The sequence below is a fragment of the Kitasatospora sp. NPDC057936 genome (assembly GCF_042887525.1).
GTDB lineage: Bacteria > Actinomycetota > Actinomycetes > Streptomycetales > Streptomycetaceae > Kitasatospora.
In genome coordinates this window covers 42595-60899 of record NZ_JBHVPD010000066.1, presented here as the reverse complement: position 1 = coordinate 60899, position 18305 = coordinate 42595, and the positions used below count along the sequence as shown (strand labels likewise).

Genomic DNA, 18305 nt, shown 5'->3' with positions numbered 1-18305 from the left:
GCAGGGCGTCTTCGTCGAGCCCGCCTCCGCCGCGTCGACACCGATCCGCTGTCGGGCCCGGTTCCGTTTCGCCCCGCCGCCGCGGGCTCCGAACAGACCTCCGCCGCCACCGGGATCCGGTGGCGGCGGAGAAGAACGGCGAAAGCTCAGAGCGCCGCGTCGATGCCGCGGAAGCGGCGCTGCAACTCGCGGACCTCACCGGCCAGTTCGAGCGACGGGCCGGCCACCTCCAGCCCGGGGACGACGTCCCGCACCGACAGCGGGTTCAGCGGCGAGGTGATCTTCACGCCCCACTCGCCCAGCCAGCCGCGGTACTGCCGCGTCGAGCTCACGTAGACGATCCGGCCGAGGCCCGCCCAGCCGTGCGCGGCCGCGCACATCGGGCAGTGCTCGCCGGAGGTGTAGACGGTCGCCCCCGCCCGCTCCTCGGGGCTCAGGTTGACCGCGCCCCAGCGGGCCAGCTCGAACTCCGGGTGGCGGGTCGGGTCCCCGGTGCTGGACTCGCGGTTGCGGTCCTCCGCGAGGATCTTGCCGTCCGCCGAGACGAGCACGGAGCCGAACGGGTAGTCGCCGGCCTCCACCGCCTCGGTCGCCAGCTCCACGCAGCGGCGCAGGTAGGGCAGGTCGGACTCGGTGACGGCGGCGGCGCCGGCGACGTCGCTCTCGTGCAGGTCGTGGGCGTTGCTGGCCACGGGTACTCCGTCTCTAGGGGGTGGTGATCAGGACCTGTGCGCGGCGACGGTGGCCAGGGCCTGCCACGCCACCTCGGGCCGCAGCGTCTCGTCCGGGTCGCCGAGGTAGGGGTCGAGCAGCACGGTGCCGGCGCCGGTCAGGCGCAGCTGCTCGATGTCGCCGAGGATCTGCTCGATGGTGCCCTCGCCGGCCTTGCGGTCGGGCCCGTCGACGGGCCGGTCGGTCAGCTTCAGGAGGATGCGCGGCGCCAGCTCCGGCACCGGCTGCCCCGCCTCGTCGGCGATGGTCTTCAGCCGGCCGACCGCCTCCGTGAACCACGGCATGGTGAACCGCAGCGGGTGCCAGGGCGCGCCGAAGCGCACGGCCCGGCGCAGCGCGGCGTCGCTGTTGCCGCCGACCCAGACCGGGATCTGCCCGCTGCCGTAGTCGGCCTCGTCGTCCCAGGCGGCCCGCATGGTGCGCAGGTACTCGTCGGTCAGCTTGCCGCGGCGTTCGAAGGGCACGCCGAGCGCCGCGAACTCCTCCTTGGCCCAGCCCACGCCGACGCCCAGGACCAGCCGTCCGCCGCTGAGTTGCTGCAGGTTGGCGGCCATCCGGGCCATCAGCAGGGGGTGGCGGTAGGGCACGATGAGGACGGTGGTGCCCAGCTGGACCCGGGTGGTGATGCCGGCGAGCCAGGAGAGCGTGGTGAAGGGCTCGAAGAACGGCGCCGGATACTGTTTGGCGACGTCCGGGGTGACCGCGACGTGGTCGGAGACCATCAGGAGGTCGAAGCCCAGGCCCTCGACGGTCTTGGCCCATTGGGCGAGGTGTTCCGGGTGCGTTCCGGGACCGAAGTTGGGGACGTTCACGCCTATCCGCATGGCTGTCAGGCTAGCAATTGGCCTTCGCTCGCGGGCGGTTCTTGGCGATGCTTGATCAAATTTGTTGGTGCGGGCGGACGGTGGTGTGCCGTCCGCCCGCGGGGGCCGTCCGTCAGGCGTTGGGCGCGACCCTGGCGAGGCCGTTGATGACGCGGTCCATGGCGTCGCCGCCCTGGGGGTCGGTGAGGTTGGCGAGGAGCTTGAGGACGAAGCGCATCAGCATCGGGTGGGTGAGCCCGCGCTGGGTGGCGATCTGCATGACCTGCGGGTTGCCGATGAGCTTCACGAAGGCGCGGCCGAGCGTGTAGTAGCCGCCGTAGACGTCCTTGAGGATGCGCGGGTAGGCCTGCAGCGCGCGCTCGCGTCCGCCGTCGGTGACGCGGGCGTTGGCCTGGACGATGACGCCGGCGGCGATCTTGCCGGATTCCATCGCGTAGGCGATGCCCTCGCCGTTGAACGGGTTGACCATGCCGCCGGCGTCGCCGACGAGCAGCAGCCCGCGGGTGTAGTGCGGCTGCCGGTTGAAGGCCATCGGCAGTGCGGCGCCGCGGATCGGGTCGGTCATGTTCTCGGGGGTGTAGCCCCACTCCTCGGGCATGCCGGCGCACCAGGCCTTGAGGACCTCGCGCCAGTCCAGCTCGCCGAACGCGGGCGAGGAGTTGAGGATGCCGAGGCCGACGTTGGAGGTGCCGTCGCCCATGCCGAAGATCCAGCCGTAGCCGGGCAGCAGGCGGCGCTGGCCGCCGCGGGTGTCCCACAGCTCCAGCCAGGACTCCAGGTAGTCGTCGTCGTGGCGCGGCGAGGTGAAGTACGTCCGGTAGGCGACGCCCATCGGCCGGTCCTCGCGCCGGTGCAGGCCCATGGCGAGGGAGAGCCGGGTGGAGTTGCCGTCGGCGGCGACGACGAGCGGGGCGCGGAAGGTCACCTCCCGCTTCTCCTCGCCGAGCTTGGCGGTGACGCCGACGATGCGTCCGGTGCGGTCGTCCAGCACGGGGCCGCTGACGTTGCAGCGCTCGTACAGGCGGGCGCCGGCCTTCTCGGCCTGACGGGCGAGCAGCTCGTCGAAGTCGGCGCGCTTGCGGACCAGGCCGTAGTCGGGGAAGGAGGACAGCTCGGGCCAGTCGAGCTGCAGCCGCACGCCGCCGCCGACGATGCGCAGGCCCTTGTTGTGCAGCCAGCCGTTCTCGGTGGAGACGTCGATGCCCATGTCCACGAGCTGCTTGGTGGCGCGCGGGGTGAGGCCGTCGCCGCACACCTTCTCGCGGGGGAAGGAGGTCTTCTCCAGCAGCAGCACGTCCAGGCCGGCCTGCGCGAGGTAGTACGCGGTGGTGGCACCGGCCGGGCCCGCCCCGACCACGATGACGTCCGCCGTGCTCTCGACGGTGCTGTCCGGCTTCGTCGGGTCGGCTGCGGTCTCGGACACGGTGGGCACTCTCCTGGAACTACGGCTGGAACGACGACTGGAACGACGGCGACGGCTGGGTCGGAACGACGGCTGCCGCCTCGGGCAGTCTAGGTCCGCTTACCGGGTCCGCTCACGGGGGCGGGGAGGGACGACGGCTACGCGGCGGCGGTCTTGTACGCCCGGTGCAGCGCGACGATCCCGCCGGTCAGGTTCCGCCAGGCCACCTTCGACCAGCCGGCCTCCTGCAGCCGGGCCGCCATCGCGGGCTGGTCCGGCCAGGCCCGGATCGACTCGGCGAGGTAGACGTAGGCGTCGGGGTTGCTGCTGACCGCGGTGGCGACCGGCGGCAGGGCGCGCATCAGGTACTCGGTGTAGACCGTGCGGAACGGCGTCCAGGTCGGCGTGGAGAACTCGCACAGCACGAGCTTGCCGCCGGGCTTGGTGACCCGGTGCATCTCGCGCAGCGCCGCGTCCGTGTCGTGGACGTTGCGCAGCGCGAAGGAGATCGTCACCGAGTCGAAGGTGTCGTCCGCGAACGGCAGCCGGGTCGCGTCGCCTGCGGTGAGCGGCAGCTCGGGGTGGCGCTGCTTGCCCTCGGCGAGCATGCCGACGGAGAAGTCGCACGGGACGACCCTGGCGCCGGCCTCCGCGAAGGGCAGCGAGGAGGTGCCGGTGCCGGCACCGAGGTCGAGCACGAGGTCCCCGGGTCCGGCGGCCACCGCCTCGGCCACCGCCCGGCGCCAGGCGCGGGCCTGGCCGAGGGAGAGCACGTCGTTGGTGCGGTCGTACTTCGCCGCGACGTCGTCGAACATGGCGGCGACTTCGTGCGGCTGCTTGTCCAGAGAGGCTCGGGTCACGCCCCCATTGTTCACCCTGGCGCCCGCGCCCGGAGCAACGGGGCGGCGCAGCACCCGCGGCCCGCGCCCCTCGGAGCTCACAGGCGCCCCTCCGCACGCCCCCCGACGGACCTCGTGGGGCACCTTGCGGCGCACCTCGTGGGGAGCCCGTCGGCGCACCTCCCGACGTACCCCGTCAGTGCAGTGCGCGCCGTCCGCCCGCACGCCGCTTGCGGCGCGAGCGCTTGCCGTCCGTTATCGCCGGCATCCCCTCGGCCAGGGCCCCGGTCGCGAAGGCGACGGTGGTCGCGATCCGGCCCTGCCCGGTGCGGACGGCGACCGCCCGCCGGTGCCGGCGGATGCGCCACAGGCAGACCAGGAAGAGCGCGACCGCCACCGGCACGCTGTACCGGGCCAGCCCGACGCCGACCGGCTGCGGGTAGGTGTCGCCGCAGATCCGCACCGCGCCCGCGTCGTCGGCGGCGTGCTCCAGGCAGACCTGGTCACCGACCTTGGCGCCGTCCGCGAGCGGCAGCGCGGCGGCCGTGTGCGGCTGGCCGCCGACCCGGTAGCTGACGGCGCTGTAGGAACCGCCCCCGGTCGGGAGCTGGGTGACGACGCCCTCGACCCGCACCGGGTGGGCCTCGATCCGGTCGGCCTGGTCGGCCTGGCGCCAGCCGAGCAGGCACATGCCCACGGCGAGCACGGCGCTGAGCACGGCGGCGAGGTACCAGCCACGGCCCAACCGCGGGGTGCGCGGCGGGGGGACGGTCGCGGATCGCATGGTTCCTTGTCCTGGCTTGCGTCGGGGCCGGGGACGCGGCCCCGCTTCCCGCGGGCACGGGCGGTGGTGTGGTGGGGGTACGGAGTGAGCTGTCCGGGATCGTATCCGCTGGCGGGCCCTCAGGTCACGGCGAAGGGGCAATCACCCGGCGCCACGCGAGCCGGAGTTCGGCCGCACACGAAGGAAGTCCCTTGTGCCGCAGGGAAGTCGGCCCGAAGGCCGGCCGACGACGGGCCAATGGCGGCCCGACGGCGGGCCAACGGCGGTTCGGGCGCCCGCACCGGCCGCGCCGTCAGCGCCGTCGGTACACCAACCGGCCGCCGAGCACGGTCGCCAGGCAGCCCCCCGGCAGCGGCGCCGGGACGTCCCCGTCGCACGCGAACACCGCGAAGTCCGCCCGTCCCCCGGCCGCGATCCGCCCGTGCGCGGCCTGCGCGAGCGGCAGCACGGCGAGCGGGTCCAACGGGCCTTCGGCGGCAGCCGTGCCGCCCCCGGGAGCGAGCGCGGCCAGCCCGGACCGCGCGACCGCCGTCCGCACCGACGCCCGCTCGAAGGGCCCGGCCACCGCCGTCACCCCGAACCCCAGCATCCGCTGCAGCCCGCGCCGGGCGCTCGCCCCGCACCGCACGTCGTCGCGCTCCGCGTCCAGCCCGCCCGGCACCGGCTCGGCGCCGGTCCCCTCGCGCGGGTCCGGGTGGTAGGCGCGCTCCAACAGCCCGTGCCCGTACGGGTTGCACAGCCCGGGTGTGAGCACGGCCGCGCCCCAGTCCCGCACCCGGGCGCCCGGGTGCGCCGCCGCGAGCTCGCCGAACGGGCCCACCGCCTCGACGAGTTCGCCGCGCACCAGCACCGCGCCGTCGACGAGCACCGCGCCGTCGACGAGCACGGCGCTGTCGGCGGGCGCGGGGTCGGCCCCGGCCGGATCGGGCAGCACGAAGCCCGCCCGGTGCAGGGTCAGCACGGCGCCACCACGGCGCCCGGCACGGCTGCGGCGGGCATGGGCGTGGGCGTGGGCGTGGGCGTGGCGACTACGGCGGCGGCGCTCAGTTGTCCAGGATCTTCAGCTCGGGGTGCGCGGTGCCGCCCTCGATCGCCGTGGAGGCGATGTGCGAGGCGACGCGCGGGTCGACCGGGTCGTTCGCCGGGTCGTCCAGCACCCGCAGGTGCTCGTAGGTGGTCGAGCGCTGCGCCGGGACGCGGTCGGCGGCCCGGATGAGGTGGATCAGCTCGGTCAGGTTGGAGCGGTGCTTGGCCCCGGCCGCCGAGACGACGTTCTCCTCCAGCATCACGGAGCCGAGGTCGTCCGCGCCGTAGTGCAGCGACAGCTGGCCCGCCTCCTTGCCGGTGGTGAGCCAGGAGCCCTGGATGTGGGCGACGTTGTCGAGGAAGAGGCGCGCGATCGCGATCATCCGCAGGTACTCGAAGACGGTCGCCTGCGTCGAGCCCTTCAGGTGGTTGTTCTGCGGCTGGTAGGTGTAGGGGATGAACGCGCGGAAGCCGCCCGTGCGGTCCTGCACGTCGCGGATCATCCGCAGGTGCTCGATCCGCTCGGCGTTGGTCTCGCCGGTGCCCATCAGCATCGTGGAGGTGGACTCCACGCCGAGGCCGTGCGCGGCCTCCATGATCTCCAGCCAGCGCTCGCCGGACTCCTTCAGCGGCGCGATCGCCTTGCGCGGGCGCTCCGGCAGCAGCTCGGCGCCGGCACCCGCGAACGAGTCCAGGCCCGCCTGATGGATCCGGGTGATGGCCTCCTCGATCGAGACGCCCGAGATCCGCGACATGTGCTCGACCTCGGAGGCGCCCAGCGAGTGGATCACCAGCTGCGGGAAGTCCGCCTTGATCGCCGAGAACGCGCGCTCGTAGTACTCGACGCCGTAGTCCGGGTGGTGGCCGCCCTGGAACATGATCTGGGTGCCGCCCAGCTCGACCGTCTCGGCGCAGCGGCGCAGGATCTCGTCGAGCTCGCGGGACCAGCCCTTGTCGCTCTTCGGCGGCACGTAGAAGGCGCAGAACTTGCACGCCGTCACGCAGACGTTCGTGTAGTTGATGTTGCGCTCGATGATGTAGGTCGCGATGTGCTCGGTGCCGGCGTAGCGGCGGCGGCGCACCGCGTCGGCCGCCGAGCCGAGGGCGTGCAGGGGCGCGGAGCGGTAGAGCTCCAGCGCTTCCTCGGGGGTGATCCGGCCACCGGCGGCGGCGCGGTCGAGCACGGCCTGCAGGTCGGTGCTGGGCGCATCGAGGGTGGTCGCTGCGAGCTCGGACACCTGGCGGCCTTCTCTCTCTCGGGACTGCTCGGGTACTGCTGTTCTCAGCGCGTCGGTCCCGGTCGCGGGTGTTTCCGGGTACGGCCGAACCAGCCTACGCCAGCCGATTCCGGCCCCTGCGCCAGCCCGCCGCCCGGCCCCTTCCCGCCTCCTGTCCCCCGGTGTTCACCCGTGTTCACCCGTGTTCACCGGCTGGTGCCGTCGGGCTGGGCCGCGCCCGTGCGGTGCATCGTCCCGGCCGGGTTGCCCGCCACCGGGTCGGCGGAGGTGAAGCGGATCGTCCCGTCGTCCTGCAGGGTGAGCGTCTCGGTGTACGCGCCGCCGGAGCACGCGCCGGGCAGGCTGGAGCGGACCAGCCGGGACTGGAACACGAGCTTCTTCGGGCCCGCCTCCCGCAGCTTCCAGACGCCGTCGCAGCTGATCGAGATGATGCCGGACATGCCGTTCTGGCTGGTGGTGTTCTCCTGCCCGATCGCGGCCGGCCCGATGGTGAGCCGGGTGGTGCCCGCGGGCACGCCCTTTTCGGTGGCCATGTCGCCGGTCCAGGTGCCGAGGAACGCGGCCGGCACCGCGTTCGGCCCGGTCGGCGTGCCCGGCCCGCTCGAAGTGCCCGGGGTGCTCGGGGTGCTCGCTACCGCGGTCGGACCGTCCGGCGTCGGCGCGGGCTCCGGCACGGCGCTGCCGCTCCCGGACGGGCCGGTGGGCGAACCGCTGCTCGTGGCCGTCACCGCGGGAGCCGCCGGGTCCAGCCACCGGTACGTCCCGTACCCGCCGCCCGCGAGCACCACCAGCGCCGCCGCCAGGGCCGCGACCAGCACCGCGCGGCGCGGCCGGGAGCCGCCCCCGGGCGCCGGCGGCACGTAGGTCGGCGTCCGCTCCACCCAGGCACCCGCCCCGGCACCCGTCCCGGAAGCCGCCCCGGAGGCCGGCCCCCAGGCCGCCGGCGGCACGTCGGCCGGAGCGCTCCCCGACTCCCCCTCCAGGTCCAGCAGTTCGACCGCGCTGCGCCCCACCCCCGCCGCGAGCGCCGGCGGCAGCCAGCCGCCCTGCCGCAGCCGCAGGGCCGCCGTGCCCTCCGGGTCGAGCCGGGCGCGGAGCTGCTGCGGAGTGGGCCGGTCGGACGGCTCCTTGGCGAGGCAGTCGAGGACGATCGAGCGCAGCGGCCCGCTCAGTCCGGGGACGTCCGGCTGCTCGTGCAGCACCCGGTAGAGGAGGACGGCCGCGCTGACGCCCTCGCCGAAGGGGTGGACGCCGGTGGCCGCGTAGGCGAGCACCGCGCCGAGCGAGAAGACGTCACCGGCCGGCCCGACACCCTGCCCGTTCGCCTGTTCGGGCGACATGAAGCCGGGCGAGCCGACGACGTAACCCGACTGGGTGAATCCGCCGGCGGCGTCCAGGGCGCGGGCGATGCCGAAGTCGATCAGCCGCGGGCCGTCCAGGGTGAGCAGCACGTTGGACGGCTTCACGTCGCGGTGCACCAGGCCGAGGCCGTGGACGTGGGCGAGCGCCTCGGCGAGCCCGACGCCGAGGGCGCGCACGGCGGCCTCGGGCAGCGGCCCGCCGTCGCGGACGGCGGTGCCGAGCGCGGGCCCGGCGACGTAGCCGGTGGCGACCCAGGGCTGTTCGCCCTCGGTGTCGGCGTCCAGGACGGGCGCGGTCCAGCTGCCGCCGACCCGGCGTGCGGCCGCGACCTCCTGCCGGAAGCGGGCGCGGAACTCGGCGTCGTCGGCGAGTTCGCCGCGCACGAGCTTGACGGCGACGGTGCGCCCGCCGGCCGTCCGGCCGAGGTAGACCCGGCCCATGCCGCCGGCGCCGAGCCGGCGCAACAGCCGGTAGGCGCCCACCTGGCGCGGGTCGTCCGACCCCAGTGCCTGCATCCCCCGCATGCTCCCCTCGCCGACGGACGGCCCTCCACCGGGCCGCTCCCGGACGCCCGCACCGCGCGCGCCCGGGAGCAGACCGTACCGGCCCCGGCTTCCCGGGACGTCGGTGCCTCAGGATCTCAGCCGACCACCGCGGGTTCCAGGCCCGCCACCGGCTCCAGCAGCCGCACGGCGACGTCCGGCGCGAAGCCGCTGTCGTGCGCGACCCGGCGGGCGAACTCGGCGACGCCGGCCAGCTGCCGCTCGCCGAGCGAGAAGTCGAGCGCCTCGCTGAAGTACCGCTCCAGCACGTCGGCGCCGAAGGCCTCCCAGCGGGCGGCCTGCTCGGCGACCTTGGCCGCCTCGACCAGCGACAGGTCGCGGGACTCCAGGAAGGCCCGGTGGACGGCGGCGGTCAGTTCGGGCCGGCGCGCGGCGAAGTCGCGGCGCACCGCCCAGACGGCGAAGACGAAGGGCAGGCCGGTCCACTCCTTCCACATCGCGCCGAGGTCGTGGACGGTGAGCCCGAGGTCGGCCGCCTGGCCGAGGTGGGCGCGCAGCGCCGGGTCGCCGATGAGGACGGCGGCGTCGGCCTCGGCGAGCATCTGGGCGAGGTCGGGCGGGCAGCTGAAGTACTCGGGGCGGACGCCCTCGCGCTCCTCCAGGAGCAGGCGGGCGAGCCGGACGGAGGTGCGGCTGGTGGAGCCGAGGGCGACCCGGCGGCCGTCGAGGTCGCCGAGCGGCACCTTGCTGACGATCACGCAGGACATCACCGGGCCGTCGCTGCCGACCGCGATGTCGGGCAGGACGAGCAGTTCGTCGGCGTGCCGCAGGTATTCGACGCAGGTGATCGGGCCGATGTCGAGCGTGCCGTCGACCAGCTGGTCGCTGAGCTTCTCGGGGGTGTCCTTGGTGAGGTCGAGGTCGAGCAGATTGCCGGTCCTGGCGAGTCCCCAGTAGAGGGGTACGCAGTTCAGGAACTGAATGTGTCCGACCCTCGGCCTGACCGGGGTGCGTTCCTCCGGGGTGTGCTCCACTGCGCCGCTCCCTTGCTCTTCGTGCGCCTCCCCGCAGCGTATGCCCGGTGTCGTGAACGGCTCGCACCCGCCCTCCCGACACGCGCCGTGCGCACCGCAGTTCACCCCTGGTCGTCACCGCAACCGCATGCTAGCGTTGCCCTCAGTTGCAGTTTGATTCCCCTTGCAGTACTTGAAGCCTGCGGAGCATGTAACCGCAGGCTTTTTGTAGTTTTTCAGCAATATCGAAAAACTTCGGACTCGTCCGGAGGCAGGGCGATCAGCGCAGCGGACCGGGAGCCACACGGTGTGGCCCCCGACACGCCTCGCAAGGAGAACGGCATGGCCACGGGAACCGTCAAGTGGTTCAACGCTGAGAAGGGCTTCGGCTTCATCGCCCAGGAGGGCGGCGGCCCCGACGTCTTCGTCCACTACTCCGCCATCAACGCGAGCGGCTTCCGCTCGCTGGAGGAGAACCAGGCGGTCAGCTTTGACGTCACCCAGGGTCCGAAGGGCCCGCAGGCGGAGAACGTCACCGCTATCTGACCATCCTCTGATGATCTGATCGCTCGGGACCCCACGGGTCCGCAGGCGGCTCCCGACGGCCGCCACGATGAGCACAAGAGCAACACCCAAGGGGGCCCGCCACACGGCGGGCCCCCTGCCTTTTCCCCACCCCCGCACCACGGACGCGCGAAGGCCCGCGCCCGTGCCGGTCGGGCGCGGGGGCCGGGCCCCGTCGGCTGCGTCAGGCCGCGGCGGCGACCTTCGCCCCGGCCTGGGCCGGGATCACGGCGGAGTCCCGGGCGTCCAGCAGGTCGCCGGCCGGGCTGTTGTACGCCACGAGGTCGAGCGTCTTCTCCCGCGCCGCCACGATGACCGGCACCAGCGCCTGCCCGGCGACGTTCCCGAAGGGCCTGGGCCGGGATCGCCGCTGGGCCGGCCATGCTTCGTCTCCCTCCGTGGCACCCGAGGGACGTCGGCCCGGAGCCGGTTCGACGGGTCACGCAACAGCCCTGTCCGTCAGGGCGTCACCCAGTATCCGGAGATTCGGGTGATGGGCACTCAGCGATCCACGTTCGCCCGAGGGGTAAGCGGCTACTGGCGTGTCAGCCGGGATTTCTATGCTGTGCTGACGCGCTTTCGGCCGCACGGCCTGGGCGCGGGACCTGGCCGCCGAACCGGGCACCGCCCGGGACGCTTCCCACGGGAGAACCCCATCACCACACTGACCAGTCCCCGTCGTCGAATACTCACCGCACTCGGGCTGACGACGGCGCTGTCCGTCGTCAGCCTGGGATCCGCGCAGGCCGATCCGAGCGCGCCGGCGATGCCCACCAAGGATGTTTCCTACCTCGGCCACTCGTTTCACGTGCCCGCCGACTGGCCGGTGATCGATCTCGCGGCCAATCCGACGGCCTGCGTGCGTTTCGACCGGCACGCCGTCTATCTCGGCACCCCCGGGGCCCGCCAGGACTGCCCCGCACACGTGGTGGGCACCACCGAGGCACTGCTCGTCGAGCCCGGCGCCGATGACGCCGCGTCGGCCACGACCGTGTCGGAGATCGAGCGGAGGGTCCACGCCACCGCTCCAGGGATCACGGCCACCGGAGTCTACGACGATGACCAGGCGCTCGTCCGGACGGTCCTCTCCTCGGCCGGCTTCCCCGCCGGCGCAACGAAGGAGCCGATCGCCGCCCCGCCCACCAAGCGGTCGTTCGCGGCGGCGGCACCTGTCCAATCGTCTCCTGCCGCCACTGCGTCGACCCCGCCCGCGCTGCCGGCCGATGCGACCAAGTACACGGGCAAGGGCTTCGACGCCTGTTCGGCACCCGACGCCAACACGATGAACACCTGGCGCGCCAACTCGCCCTACCAAGCCCTCGGCATCTACATCGGGGGCGCCGGCCGAGCCTGCAGCCAGCCCAATCTGACGGCGTCCTGGATGCAGCAGCAGTACTCCGCCGGTTGGCGCTTCCTGCCGGTGTACGTCGGTCTCCAGGCCTCCAGGATCACCGCGCCGGCCAGTCAGGGCGCCGCCGCGGCCGACGATGCCGTGGCCAACGCCGCGGCTCTCGGTCTCGGCCCGGGGAGCGTCCTGTACTACGACATGGAGTCCTACAACGTCGCGACGTACTCCTCGACGGTTCAGCCGTTCCTGTCCGCCTGGAGCGCCGAACTCCACGCGCAGGGCTACAACTCCGGTGTCTACAGCAGTGCCTCCACCGGCATCGCGGATCTGGTCAACAACAGTGGCAGCGGCAAGGGTTACACCATGCCCGACGTGCTGTTCACCGCACGGTGGAACGGCGCTGCGGACGTCAACGAACCGGTGATCCCGAGCACCGCCTGGGCCAACCACCAGCGCGTCCACCAGTACGACGGCAACGTCACCGAGACCTGGGGCGGCGCCACGATCAACATCGACCGCGACTACCTCGACGTCCAGGTCAACACCACGCCCAACGGCAAGCCGACCCTGGCGGGTATCTACCGTCCGGGCGCCCAGACCTTCGCGATGGCCGACAGCAGCGGCAACGTCACCGCAGCCGTCACCTTCGGCTCACCGAACGACATTCCGCTCACCGGCCACTGGAGCGGTCCGGGCCGGGACACCATCGGCGTCTACCGGCCGAGCGACTCCGCGTTCTACCTGACCAACGACAACGCGACCGTCGCCGTCGCGGCCCCGTTCGGCAGCCCCGGCGACATCCCCCTGGTCGGGGACTGGACCGGCCAGGGCCGGGACACCATCGGCGTCTACCGGCCGAGCGACTCCGCGTTCTACCTGACCAACGACAACCAGACGGTGGCTTTCGCCATCAAGCTGGGCAACCCCGGGGACGTTCCGATGGTCGGGAACTGGAGCGGCACGGGCAAGGACACCGTCGGGATCTACCGGCCGGGCGACTGCGCGTTCTACCTGAGCAACTCCAACACCTCGGTCGCCATCAACCACACCGTCCTGTTCGGCGCTCAGGGCGACGTCCCGATCAAGGGCGACTGGAACGGGAGCGGGATCGACAAGGTCGGCGTCTTCCGGCCCAGCACGGCGAGCTTCTACGGCGCACTCTACGACTCCGGCTCGGTGCTCTACAGCCTCCGCTTCGGGGCTGCCACCGACACCCCGGTCACCGGCCGGTGGTTCTGATCGCCCAGTAGCGCACGCAGCTCGCCACGCGGCGCACGCCCAGCGAACGGGCCCTCTCCCCGAGGCGGGAGAGGGCCCGTTCGCCCAAGGCTTCGCGGGTCGGCATCTACGTCCGCATCAGCAAGGATCGCAAGGGACAGGAACTCGGCATCCAGCGCCAGGAGAGGGCCTGCCGGGAACTGTGTGACCGCCTCGGGTGGACCGTCCTGAGGATCTACGCGGAGAACGACGTCTCGGCGTCCACCACCAGCCGGAAGCCCCGGCCCGTCTACACCGAGATGATGAAGGACGCCCGCTCCGGGGTGATCGACGCCATCGTCGTCTACTCGATCGACCGGCTCACTCGACGAATCACCGAGCTGACCAGCTTCCTGGAGGAGCAGAAGGAGTACGGGTTCGCGTTCGCCACCACCGAGGGCGAGGACACCTCCAGCGCCTCCGGCCGCATGATCCTCACGATCAAGGGCGCGGTCGCGCAGCAGGAAACCGAACGCATGGCGGAGCGGGTCAACTCCGCTCTTCTCCGGCGCCGGGAGAAGGAGAAGCCCCACGCCGGCGGACCCCGGGTGTTTGGGTTCGAGGCCGACTCCGGGTTCCAGCAGGTCGTGCCGGAGGAGGTCAAGCTGATCAGGCTCGGCTACGAGATGCTCATGGACCGCAAGACGCCGGGCGACGTGGCCCGCGCGTGGAACGAGAAGGGGTCGCGTTCATCCGCCAGCGGGACCATGTGGACGCCCCACAAGGTCAAGCGCGTGTTCCGGTCCGAGCGCGTCGGCGGGATCATCACCTACAAGGGGCAGGTACTCGGCGACAGCGTCTACCCGCACCCGCTCACCAAGGAGGAGTGGGAGAACGTCCAAGCCGTCCTCGACAGCCGCGCGACCCCGGCGGCTCAAGGATCGGGCAAGCGGAAGCACCTGTACTCGGGCTTCCTGAAGTGCGGCGACTGCCGTGTCGTGATGGCGATCCAGTGGACTAGCGACAAGACCCGGACCTTCCGGCAGACCCGGTGCCACACCGGCCGCACGGGAGCCGAGGGCCGGACCGGCTGCGGCAAGGTCAGCCGGGCGTACACCTGGATCGAGGACCGGCTCAACGAGGTCGTGGAAGCGGCGCTGATTGCCCGACAGCCGAAGATCACGCCAGCGGAGTCCGGCGTCGACCTGACCGGCGACATCTCCCGGCTTGAGGAACGAATCCGGCTGCTGCGCCTCAGGTGGAAGGACCAGAAGTTGGAGGACGAGGACTACTTCGATGCCTTGGGCCACCTGCGCGCGGAGTTGCAGGCGTTGCGGGCCCAGGAAGCCGCCGCAGCAGTCGCCCAGTCTCAGACCGAGGTGGACGCCCTCGCCGTCTGGCGCGACGACACGATGCAGAACCTCGAACGCCGCCGAGCCATCGTGGCGACGGTGATTTCGGAGGTCGAGGTCTACAGCGTCGGGCGCGGCCGGAGGAAGCCGCCGGAGCTCGACTCGATCAGGGTCATTCCGGTTGGCCCGCGGTCCCCGGCGGAGGAGCTAGCGTCCGCCGACGATCACTGACGTAACCGGCGACAACCCCGGAGAGCTGCGCGTCGTAGTCCTCCGGGGGCACCCACCTCGAAAGGATCTCTGCGATCCAGTCCGCCACCGGATCACTCGCCGGGGCCGTCATGACCGCTCACCCGCCGATTGCCTGGCGATCTCCCGGTTGGTGGCGAGGTCTTCGGCGATGCCAGCGGCGATGAGTGCTTCGGCGGGGGTGTGGCTGGTTCCGGCGAAGCGCCAGGCGGTTTCGGTGGTGGTGTCGGTGTCCCAGTCCGTGTAGAGGGCGGGGGCGCCAGCGAGGGTGCGGGCGTGTTCGGCGCGGTCGGTGCGGAGTTGGCCGTAGGTGGTGGAGTAGGCGTGGGTCTTGGTGAGGCAGTGGCCGCGGTAGCCGAGCATGTGGGCCCAGGTGCGCAGGCGTAGGTGTTGGAGTTCGGGCAGTTCGCCGAGGCGCCAGGCGGTGGCGATGAGGGCCCGGATGTGGGGTGTGACGTGCAGTGCTCGGATCTCGGCCGGGGTGGTGATGCGGCGGTCGACGGCGCCGGCGGTTTCGGCGCTCTTACTCGTGTACTTGGCGACGTAGGCGGCTACCGCGTCATCCGTGAGGCGTCCGCCGTCGCCACCGGCGAGGGGGTGGGCGTCGAGCTGGGTACCGAAGCTGAGCCGTCCGTCGGCGTACGCGGCGGATTCGGGGCGGGGCAGGGCGACGGCGGCAGCCGCAGAGCGCACCGTCTCTATAAGGAGGTCCGCTGTTGCCCAGGGCGGGGGCGGGGTGGTGGGTCCGGTGGGGCCGTCGAGGCGGATGACGGCGTGGAAGTGGACGGCGCCGCGTTTCTGGTACTCGGCGACCTTGGCGGTCGAGACCCGCATCAGCTTGCGGATGGCCGTGCGGCCGGAGCCGGTCCGGACGGCGATGTGGTGGTAGAGGTTGTCCCGGAAGGCCTTCCACAGCGCCGGAGCCATGGCGTTCCACAGGACATGGCCCGGGTAGTCGTAGCAGTCGATGCACAGCGGCTGTCCGATCAGCGGGTCCGCATCCGGGTGGGTCCGGCCGCAGCCGTGTCGGCCGCCGTGTTCGCAGCGGCGGCGCCGGACCGGGTGGCAGCCGCCCGCGCGGTGGACCGGGCCGAACGACGGCGCCGTGAGGGTGACGAACAGCCGGGGGTGCGTCCGTACCGTCTCCGGGACGCCCTTGCCGCCGGTGAGGCCGGAGCGGACCAGGTGGAAGGTGTCGCCGCTGTACTCGCGCGAGCAGGACGGGCACCGGGTGGCCCGGCGGTTGCGGCAGCGAACAGGGAGCCGGCCCCCGGGTTCGGTGGCGGTCGAGTAGTGCCGCAGGACCTCCCCGGTGCCGACGTCCAGGGTGGTGGTGTGCCCGGTGAGGTAGACCGGTTCGGCGCAGCCGCCCGTGGCGCGGATCTGCTCCAGCCAGCGGTTCAGGTCCGGCATGTCACCGAGGCGGACCAAGTCCCTTTCCACTGATGATAGTTGGCGCAGCCGCGCCTCCCGGTCGAGGAGGGCGCGGCGTGCGGTGGGGTCGGTGTGCGGGTTGGGGCCGGTGGTCATGGTGGGTGTCTCCAGGGCCAGGGTTCGCCGGGCCCCGGCCGGGCCAAGCTGTGTGTGCTGGCGCGGCCGGGGGTGGCGTGGGGGCGGGTGGAGGGGGTCCGGCGGCCCGGGGTGGAGCCGCCGGTGGTGGCTGGGCTGGTTGGCACGGTGATCACGTCTTTCAGGTGGTGGGGGTGTGGGTGAGGCCTTGGACGATCCAGGTCACGGCGTAGACGATCGGGTCGGTCCAGCCGATGCGGTCGAGGTAGATGGCGAGGATGCCGACGAGGGCGACGTGCCAGGCCTTGATTTCGCCGGAGCGCACCAGGAGGAAGGTGGCCAGGGCCAGGAAGGCGATCAGGATGAGGGCGGCGCCGTTGCCCATCAGAGGTAGACCCCTTCGGTCGGCTCATCGACGTGCAGGCCGGGCCAGCTCGGGGCCAGGCGGGCGTACTTCCGCGCGGCCCGCCGGGCCTGGTCGGGGGTGACGTGGATGGAGCGGGCACGGAGCCACTGCCCGTCGGTGCCGGCCGTGATGGCGACGCCCTGTTCCGCGAGCGTGATGCGCTGGGCTGCAGCGAGGGCGTCCTTGTTGAGGTCGCCGAGCGCCATCTCGGCCGTGCCCGCGTCGCTCACCCGGTGGCAGATCCGGCCGGCCAGCTGCGCCCGCAGCGCGGTGACGCCGGGGCCGAGGTCGGATCCGACCCGCTGCCCCGCGATCACCAGGTGAATGCCGAGCGCCGCGCCGAGCTGGGACAGGCGCAGGAGGTTCGTGGAGATCTCCCCGACCTCCGCCTTGTCCTCCCGCGTCGCCATCAAGTAGAGCTCGGCGACCTCGTCGACGATCAGGACGACGGGCAGCACCCGGAGCTTGGCGGGCAGGTCCCAGATCGACCGGGCCCCGACCGAACGGCACAACTGCATCCGCGCTTCCGTCTCCGCCACCAGCTCGCTGAGCAGCCGGGCCGCTTCCGCCCGGGTCGAGGCCAGCGCCGACAGCCGGTCCTCGAACAGCGACAGTTCCATGCCGCCCTTGAGGTCGATGCCGAACAGAGCGACGCGCTGCGGGGCGAGCTCCTTCACCAGGGAGGCGATCAGGGTGGACTTGCCGGATCGGGTGGCACCGACGATCAGCCAGTGAGGCGCGCGCCGGAAGTCGATCACCCAGGCCCGCCCGTCCTCCAGCAGCCCGACCACCGCCCGCAGCACGCGCTGTTTCAGGTGGTACGGCACGACCGGTGCCCGCAGCGGGTCCCACGCGAGCGCGGACAGGGTGACGAACCCGCGCTCGTCGGAGGACAGCCGGACGGCGTGGACCCGCCAGGCGTGCGTCAGCGCCTCGACAGCGGACAGGAAGTGGTCCGGGACCTGCCCCGGGTGCATCCTCACCGCCACGTCCAGGCCGCCGCGCCGCAGCTTCGGCGCACCCAGGCGGGGCGGGACCGGCTTCAGGGGATCACCCCTCACCACCAGGTCCCCCAGCAGCGCCCTCCCGGGACGCTTGGCGACCGCGAGGCCGAGGTTGGTCGTCAGCCGCCGCCAGGTCAGCCGGACCCGGATCACGGTGACCGGGTAACCGAGCACGCACCACCAGATGTAGGGGTAGGAGTGCCGCAGCCCGGGACCGGTGGCGAGGAGGACGAGCACGGTGGCCAGCAGCGCCAGCCACAGGAGCTGGGCGAGGATCACGGCCGTCCCCCGTTCTCCAGGGCGGTGTTGTGGGCTTCGGTCTCCAGGTCGCGGGCCTGGCCGGAGGCCCTGGCGGCGAGGGTCGCGATGTGGTCGAAGAGCTGGGCGCCGCTGCTGTCGGCGGCGAAGGGGTTGACCTCGTCAGCCAGGTCCCCGAGCTCACCGAGCAGGCGGCGGAGCCGGGCGCGGGTGACGGTGCTCATCAGGCGTCACCACCCTTGCGCGAGGTGGTCTGCGCGGGGGCGGGGACGGGGGTGATGGCGTCGGCGCGGAAGGACAGGCCGTGCCGGTCGCCCATCGCCCAGGAGAAGGCGGTCAGGCCGGTGACGTGCACCCGCACGCCCTCCACGACGCCGGCCGGTTCACCCGACACGCTGATCTCGATGATCGAGGCCCGCCGGCCGTCCTGCCGCACCGCGACACCGACCGTGTACACGGTCTGCCCCTCGCGGTCCTTACGGACTTCACCGGTGTCGCGGTTCGCGATCCGCACCTCCGGGGCGACGATGCAGGTCATCGTGCCGAGCCGGGTTCCGTCCACGGGAATGGACTGCATGAGCGCACGCTCCAATGGAGCAAAGGCCGCCTAACGTCGGTCGTCAAACGTACTTACCTTTGCGCTTCGATGATGCTCCTCCTTGACGCCCCGATGCAAGCGATTCATGCTTACGTTT

At 72.4% G+C, this 18305-nt stretch carries 17 protein-coding genes and 1 pseudogene; 3 read left to right on the top strand and 15 right to left on the bottom strand.

The annotated features are described in order from the left end of the window. Positions 1-146: 146 nt before the first annotated feature. The 9 genes from ACFVU9_RS29510 to ACFVU9_RS29470 form a co-directional block, all read right to left on the bottom strand. Positions 147-692 (bottom strand): nucleoside deaminase, encoded by a 546-nt coding sequence (locus ACFVU9_RS29510; protein ID WP_380507544.1) that lies wholly within the window; start codon positions 690-692, stop codon positions 147-149. A 27-nt stretch (positions 693-719) separates the two neighbouring features. Beyond that, positions 720-1556: an LLM class flavin-dependent oxidoreductase gene (locus ACFVU9_RS29505; protein WP_387598514.1), complete on the bottom strand. Its 837-nt coding sequence runs from the start codon at positions 1554-1556 to the stop codon at positions 720-722. A gap of 112 nt (positions 1557-1668) precedes the next feature. After that, positions 1669-2979, bottom strand: coding sequence for a geranylgeranyl reductase family protein (locus tag ACFVU9_RS29500; RefSeq protein ID WP_380439992.1), 1311 nt, complete (start codon positions 2977-2979; stop codon positions 1669-1671). Between the two features lie 137 nt (positions 2980-3116). Further along, positions 3117-3818, bottom strand: coding sequence for a demethylmenaquinone methyltransferase (locus tag ACFVU9_RS29495; protein ID WP_380439990.1), 702 nt, complete (start codon positions 3816-3818; stop codon positions 3117-3119). Between the two features lie 175 nt (positions 3819-3993). Then, complete coding sequence (locus ACFVU9_RS29490; RefSeq protein WP_380498092.1) at positions 3994-4581, bottom strand: hypothetical protein; 588 nt, start codon at positions 4579-4581, stop codon at positions 3994-3996. Between the two features lie 292 nt (positions 4582-4873). Continuing rightward, positions 4874-5542: a hypothetical protein gene (locus tag ACFVU9_RS29485; RefSeq protein WP_387598510.1), complete on the bottom strand. Its 669-nt coding sequence runs from the start codon at positions 5540-5542 to the stop codon at positions 4874-4876. Between the two features lie 82 nt (positions 5543-5624). Next, complete coding sequence (mqnC, locus tag ACFVU9_RS29480) at positions 5625-6845, bottom strand: cyclic dehypoxanthinyl futalosine synthase (RefSeq protein ID WP_380439983.1); 1221 nt, start codon at positions 6843-6845, stop codon at positions 5625-5627. 185 nt (positions 6846-7030) lie between these two features. Further along, entirely contained in the window at positions 7031-8722 is a 1692-nt protein-coding gene (locus tag ACFVU9_RS29475; RefSeq protein ID WP_387598507.1) for a protein kinase, read from the bottom strand. Positions 8723-8847: 125 nt separating this feature from the next. Beyond that, positions 8848-9744, bottom strand: coding sequence for a menaquinone biosynthetic enzyme MqnA/MqnD family protein (locus tag ACFVU9_RS29470; RefSeq protein ID WP_380439979.1), 897 nt, complete (start codon positions 9742-9744; stop codon positions 8848-8850). 321 nt (positions 9745-10065) lie between these two features. Here ACFVU9_RS29470 and ACFVU9_RS29465 point away from each other — a divergent pair, with 321 nt between their 5' ends. Next, positions 10066-10269, top strand: coding sequence for a cold-shock protein (locus ACFVU9_RS29465; protein WP_030060085.1), 204 nt, complete (start codon positions 10066-10068; stop codon positions 10267-10269). 202 nt (positions 10270-10471) lie between these two features. On the opposite strand, the pseudogene ACFVU9_RS29460 reads toward ACFVU9_RS29465, so the two are convergent. Further along, a pseudogene (locus tag ACFVU9_RS29460) lies at positions 10472-10630 on the bottom strand (dicarboxylate/amino acid:cation symporter); the annotation flags it as partial. Positions 10631-11053: 423 nt separating this feature from the next. Between ACFVU9_RS29460 and ACFVU9_RS29455 the strand changes: the two are divergent. Together ACFVU9_RS29455 and ACFVU9_RS29450 are read left to right on the top strand one after the other, a co-directional pair. Then, complete coding sequence (locus tag ACFVU9_RS29455; protein WP_387598503.1) at positions 11054-12874, top strand: glycoside hydrolase domain-containing protein; 1821 nt, start codon at positions 11054-11056, stop codon at positions 12872-12874. Between the two features lie 104 nt (positions 12875-12978). After that, on the top strand, positions 12979-14415 hold the full coding sequence (locus ACFVU9_RS29450; protein ID WP_387598521.1) for a recombinase family protein: 1437 nt from the start codon (positions 12979-12981) through the stop codon (positions 14413-14415). A gap of 108 nt (positions 14416-14523) precedes the next feature. Here ACFVU9_RS29450 and ACFVU9_RS29445 read toward each other — a convergent pair whose 3' ends face one another. From ACFVU9_RS29445 to ACFVU9_RS29425, 5 genes are all read right to left on the bottom strand, one after another. Further along, on the bottom strand, positions 14524-15963 hold the full coding sequence (locus ACFVU9_RS29445) for a replication initiator (protein ID WP_387598499.1): 1440 nt from the start codon (positions 15961-15963) through the stop codon (positions 14524-14526). Between the two features lie 160 nt (positions 15964-16123). Beyond that, on the bottom strand, positions 16124-16327 hold the full coding sequence (locus ACFVU9_RS29440; RefSeq protein WP_387598497.1) for a hypothetical protein: 204 nt from the start codon (positions 16325-16327) through the stop codon (positions 16124-16126). After that, the gene (locus ACFVU9_RS29435) at positions 16327-17628 is read right to left on the bottom strand and encodes an FtsK/SpoIIIE domain-containing protein (protein WP_387598518.1); all 1302 of its coding nucleotides are present in this window, start codon (positions 17626-17628) and stop codon (positions 16327-16329) included. The genes ACFVU9_RS29440 and ACFVU9_RS29435 overlap by 1 nt, the downstream gene beginning before the upstream one ends. Then, the gene (locus ACFVU9_RS29430; protein ID WP_387598495.1) at positions 17628-17834 is read right to left on the bottom strand and encodes a hypothetical protein; all 207 of its coding nucleotides are present in this window, start codon (positions 17832-17834) and stop codon (positions 17628-17630) included. Before ACFVU9_RS29430 ends, ACFVU9_RS29435 begins: the two co-directional genes overlap by 1 nt. After that, positions 17834-18187 (bottom strand): hypothetical protein, encoded by a 354-nt coding sequence (locus tag ACFVU9_RS29425; RefSeq protein WP_387598492.1) that lies wholly within the window; start codon positions 18185-18187, stop codon positions 17834-17836. The genes ACFVU9_RS29430 and ACFVU9_RS29425 overlap by 1 nt, the downstream gene beginning before the upstream one ends. Between the last annotated feature and the right edge of the window lie 118 nt (positions 18188-18305).

Coding starts and splice junctions, on each gene's coding strand:
- ACFVU9_RS29465 (WP_030060085.1), top strand. CDS start 10,066: ATGGCCACGGGAACCGTCAAGTGGTTCAACGCTGAGAAGGGCTTCGGC.
- ACFVU9_RS29430 (WP_387598495.1), bottom strand. CDS start 17,834: ATGAGCACCGTCACCCGCGCCCGGCTCCGCCGCCTGCTCGGTGAGCTC.
- ACFVU9_RS29505 (WP_387598514.1), bottom strand. CDS start 1,556: ATGCGGATAGGCGTGAACGTCCCCAACTTCGGTCCCGGAACGCACCCG.
- ACFVU9_RS29445 (WP_387598499.1), bottom strand. CDS start 15,963: ATGACCACCGGCCCCAACCCGCACACCGACCCCACCGCACGCCGCGCC.
- ACFVU9_RS29490 (WP_380498092.1), bottom strand. CDS start 4,581: ATGCGATCCGCGACCGTCCCCCCGCCGCGCACCCCGCGGTTGGGCCGT.
- ACFVU9_RS29475 (WP_387598507.1), bottom strand. CDS start 8,722: ATGCAGGCACTGGGGTCGGACGACCCGCGCCAGGTGGGCGCCTACCGG.
- ACFVU9_RS29425 (WP_387598492.1), bottom strand. CDS start 18,187: ATGCAGTCCATTCCCGTGGACGGAACCCGGCTCGGCACGATGACCTGC.
- ACFVU9_RS29440 (WP_387598497.1), bottom strand. CDS start 16,327: ATGGGCAACGGCGCCGCCCTCATCCTGATCGCCTTCCTGGCCCTGGCC.
- ACFVU9_RS29455 (WP_387598503.1), top strand. CDS start 11,054: ATGCCCACCAAGGATGTTTCCTACCTCGGCCACTCGTTTCACGTGCCC.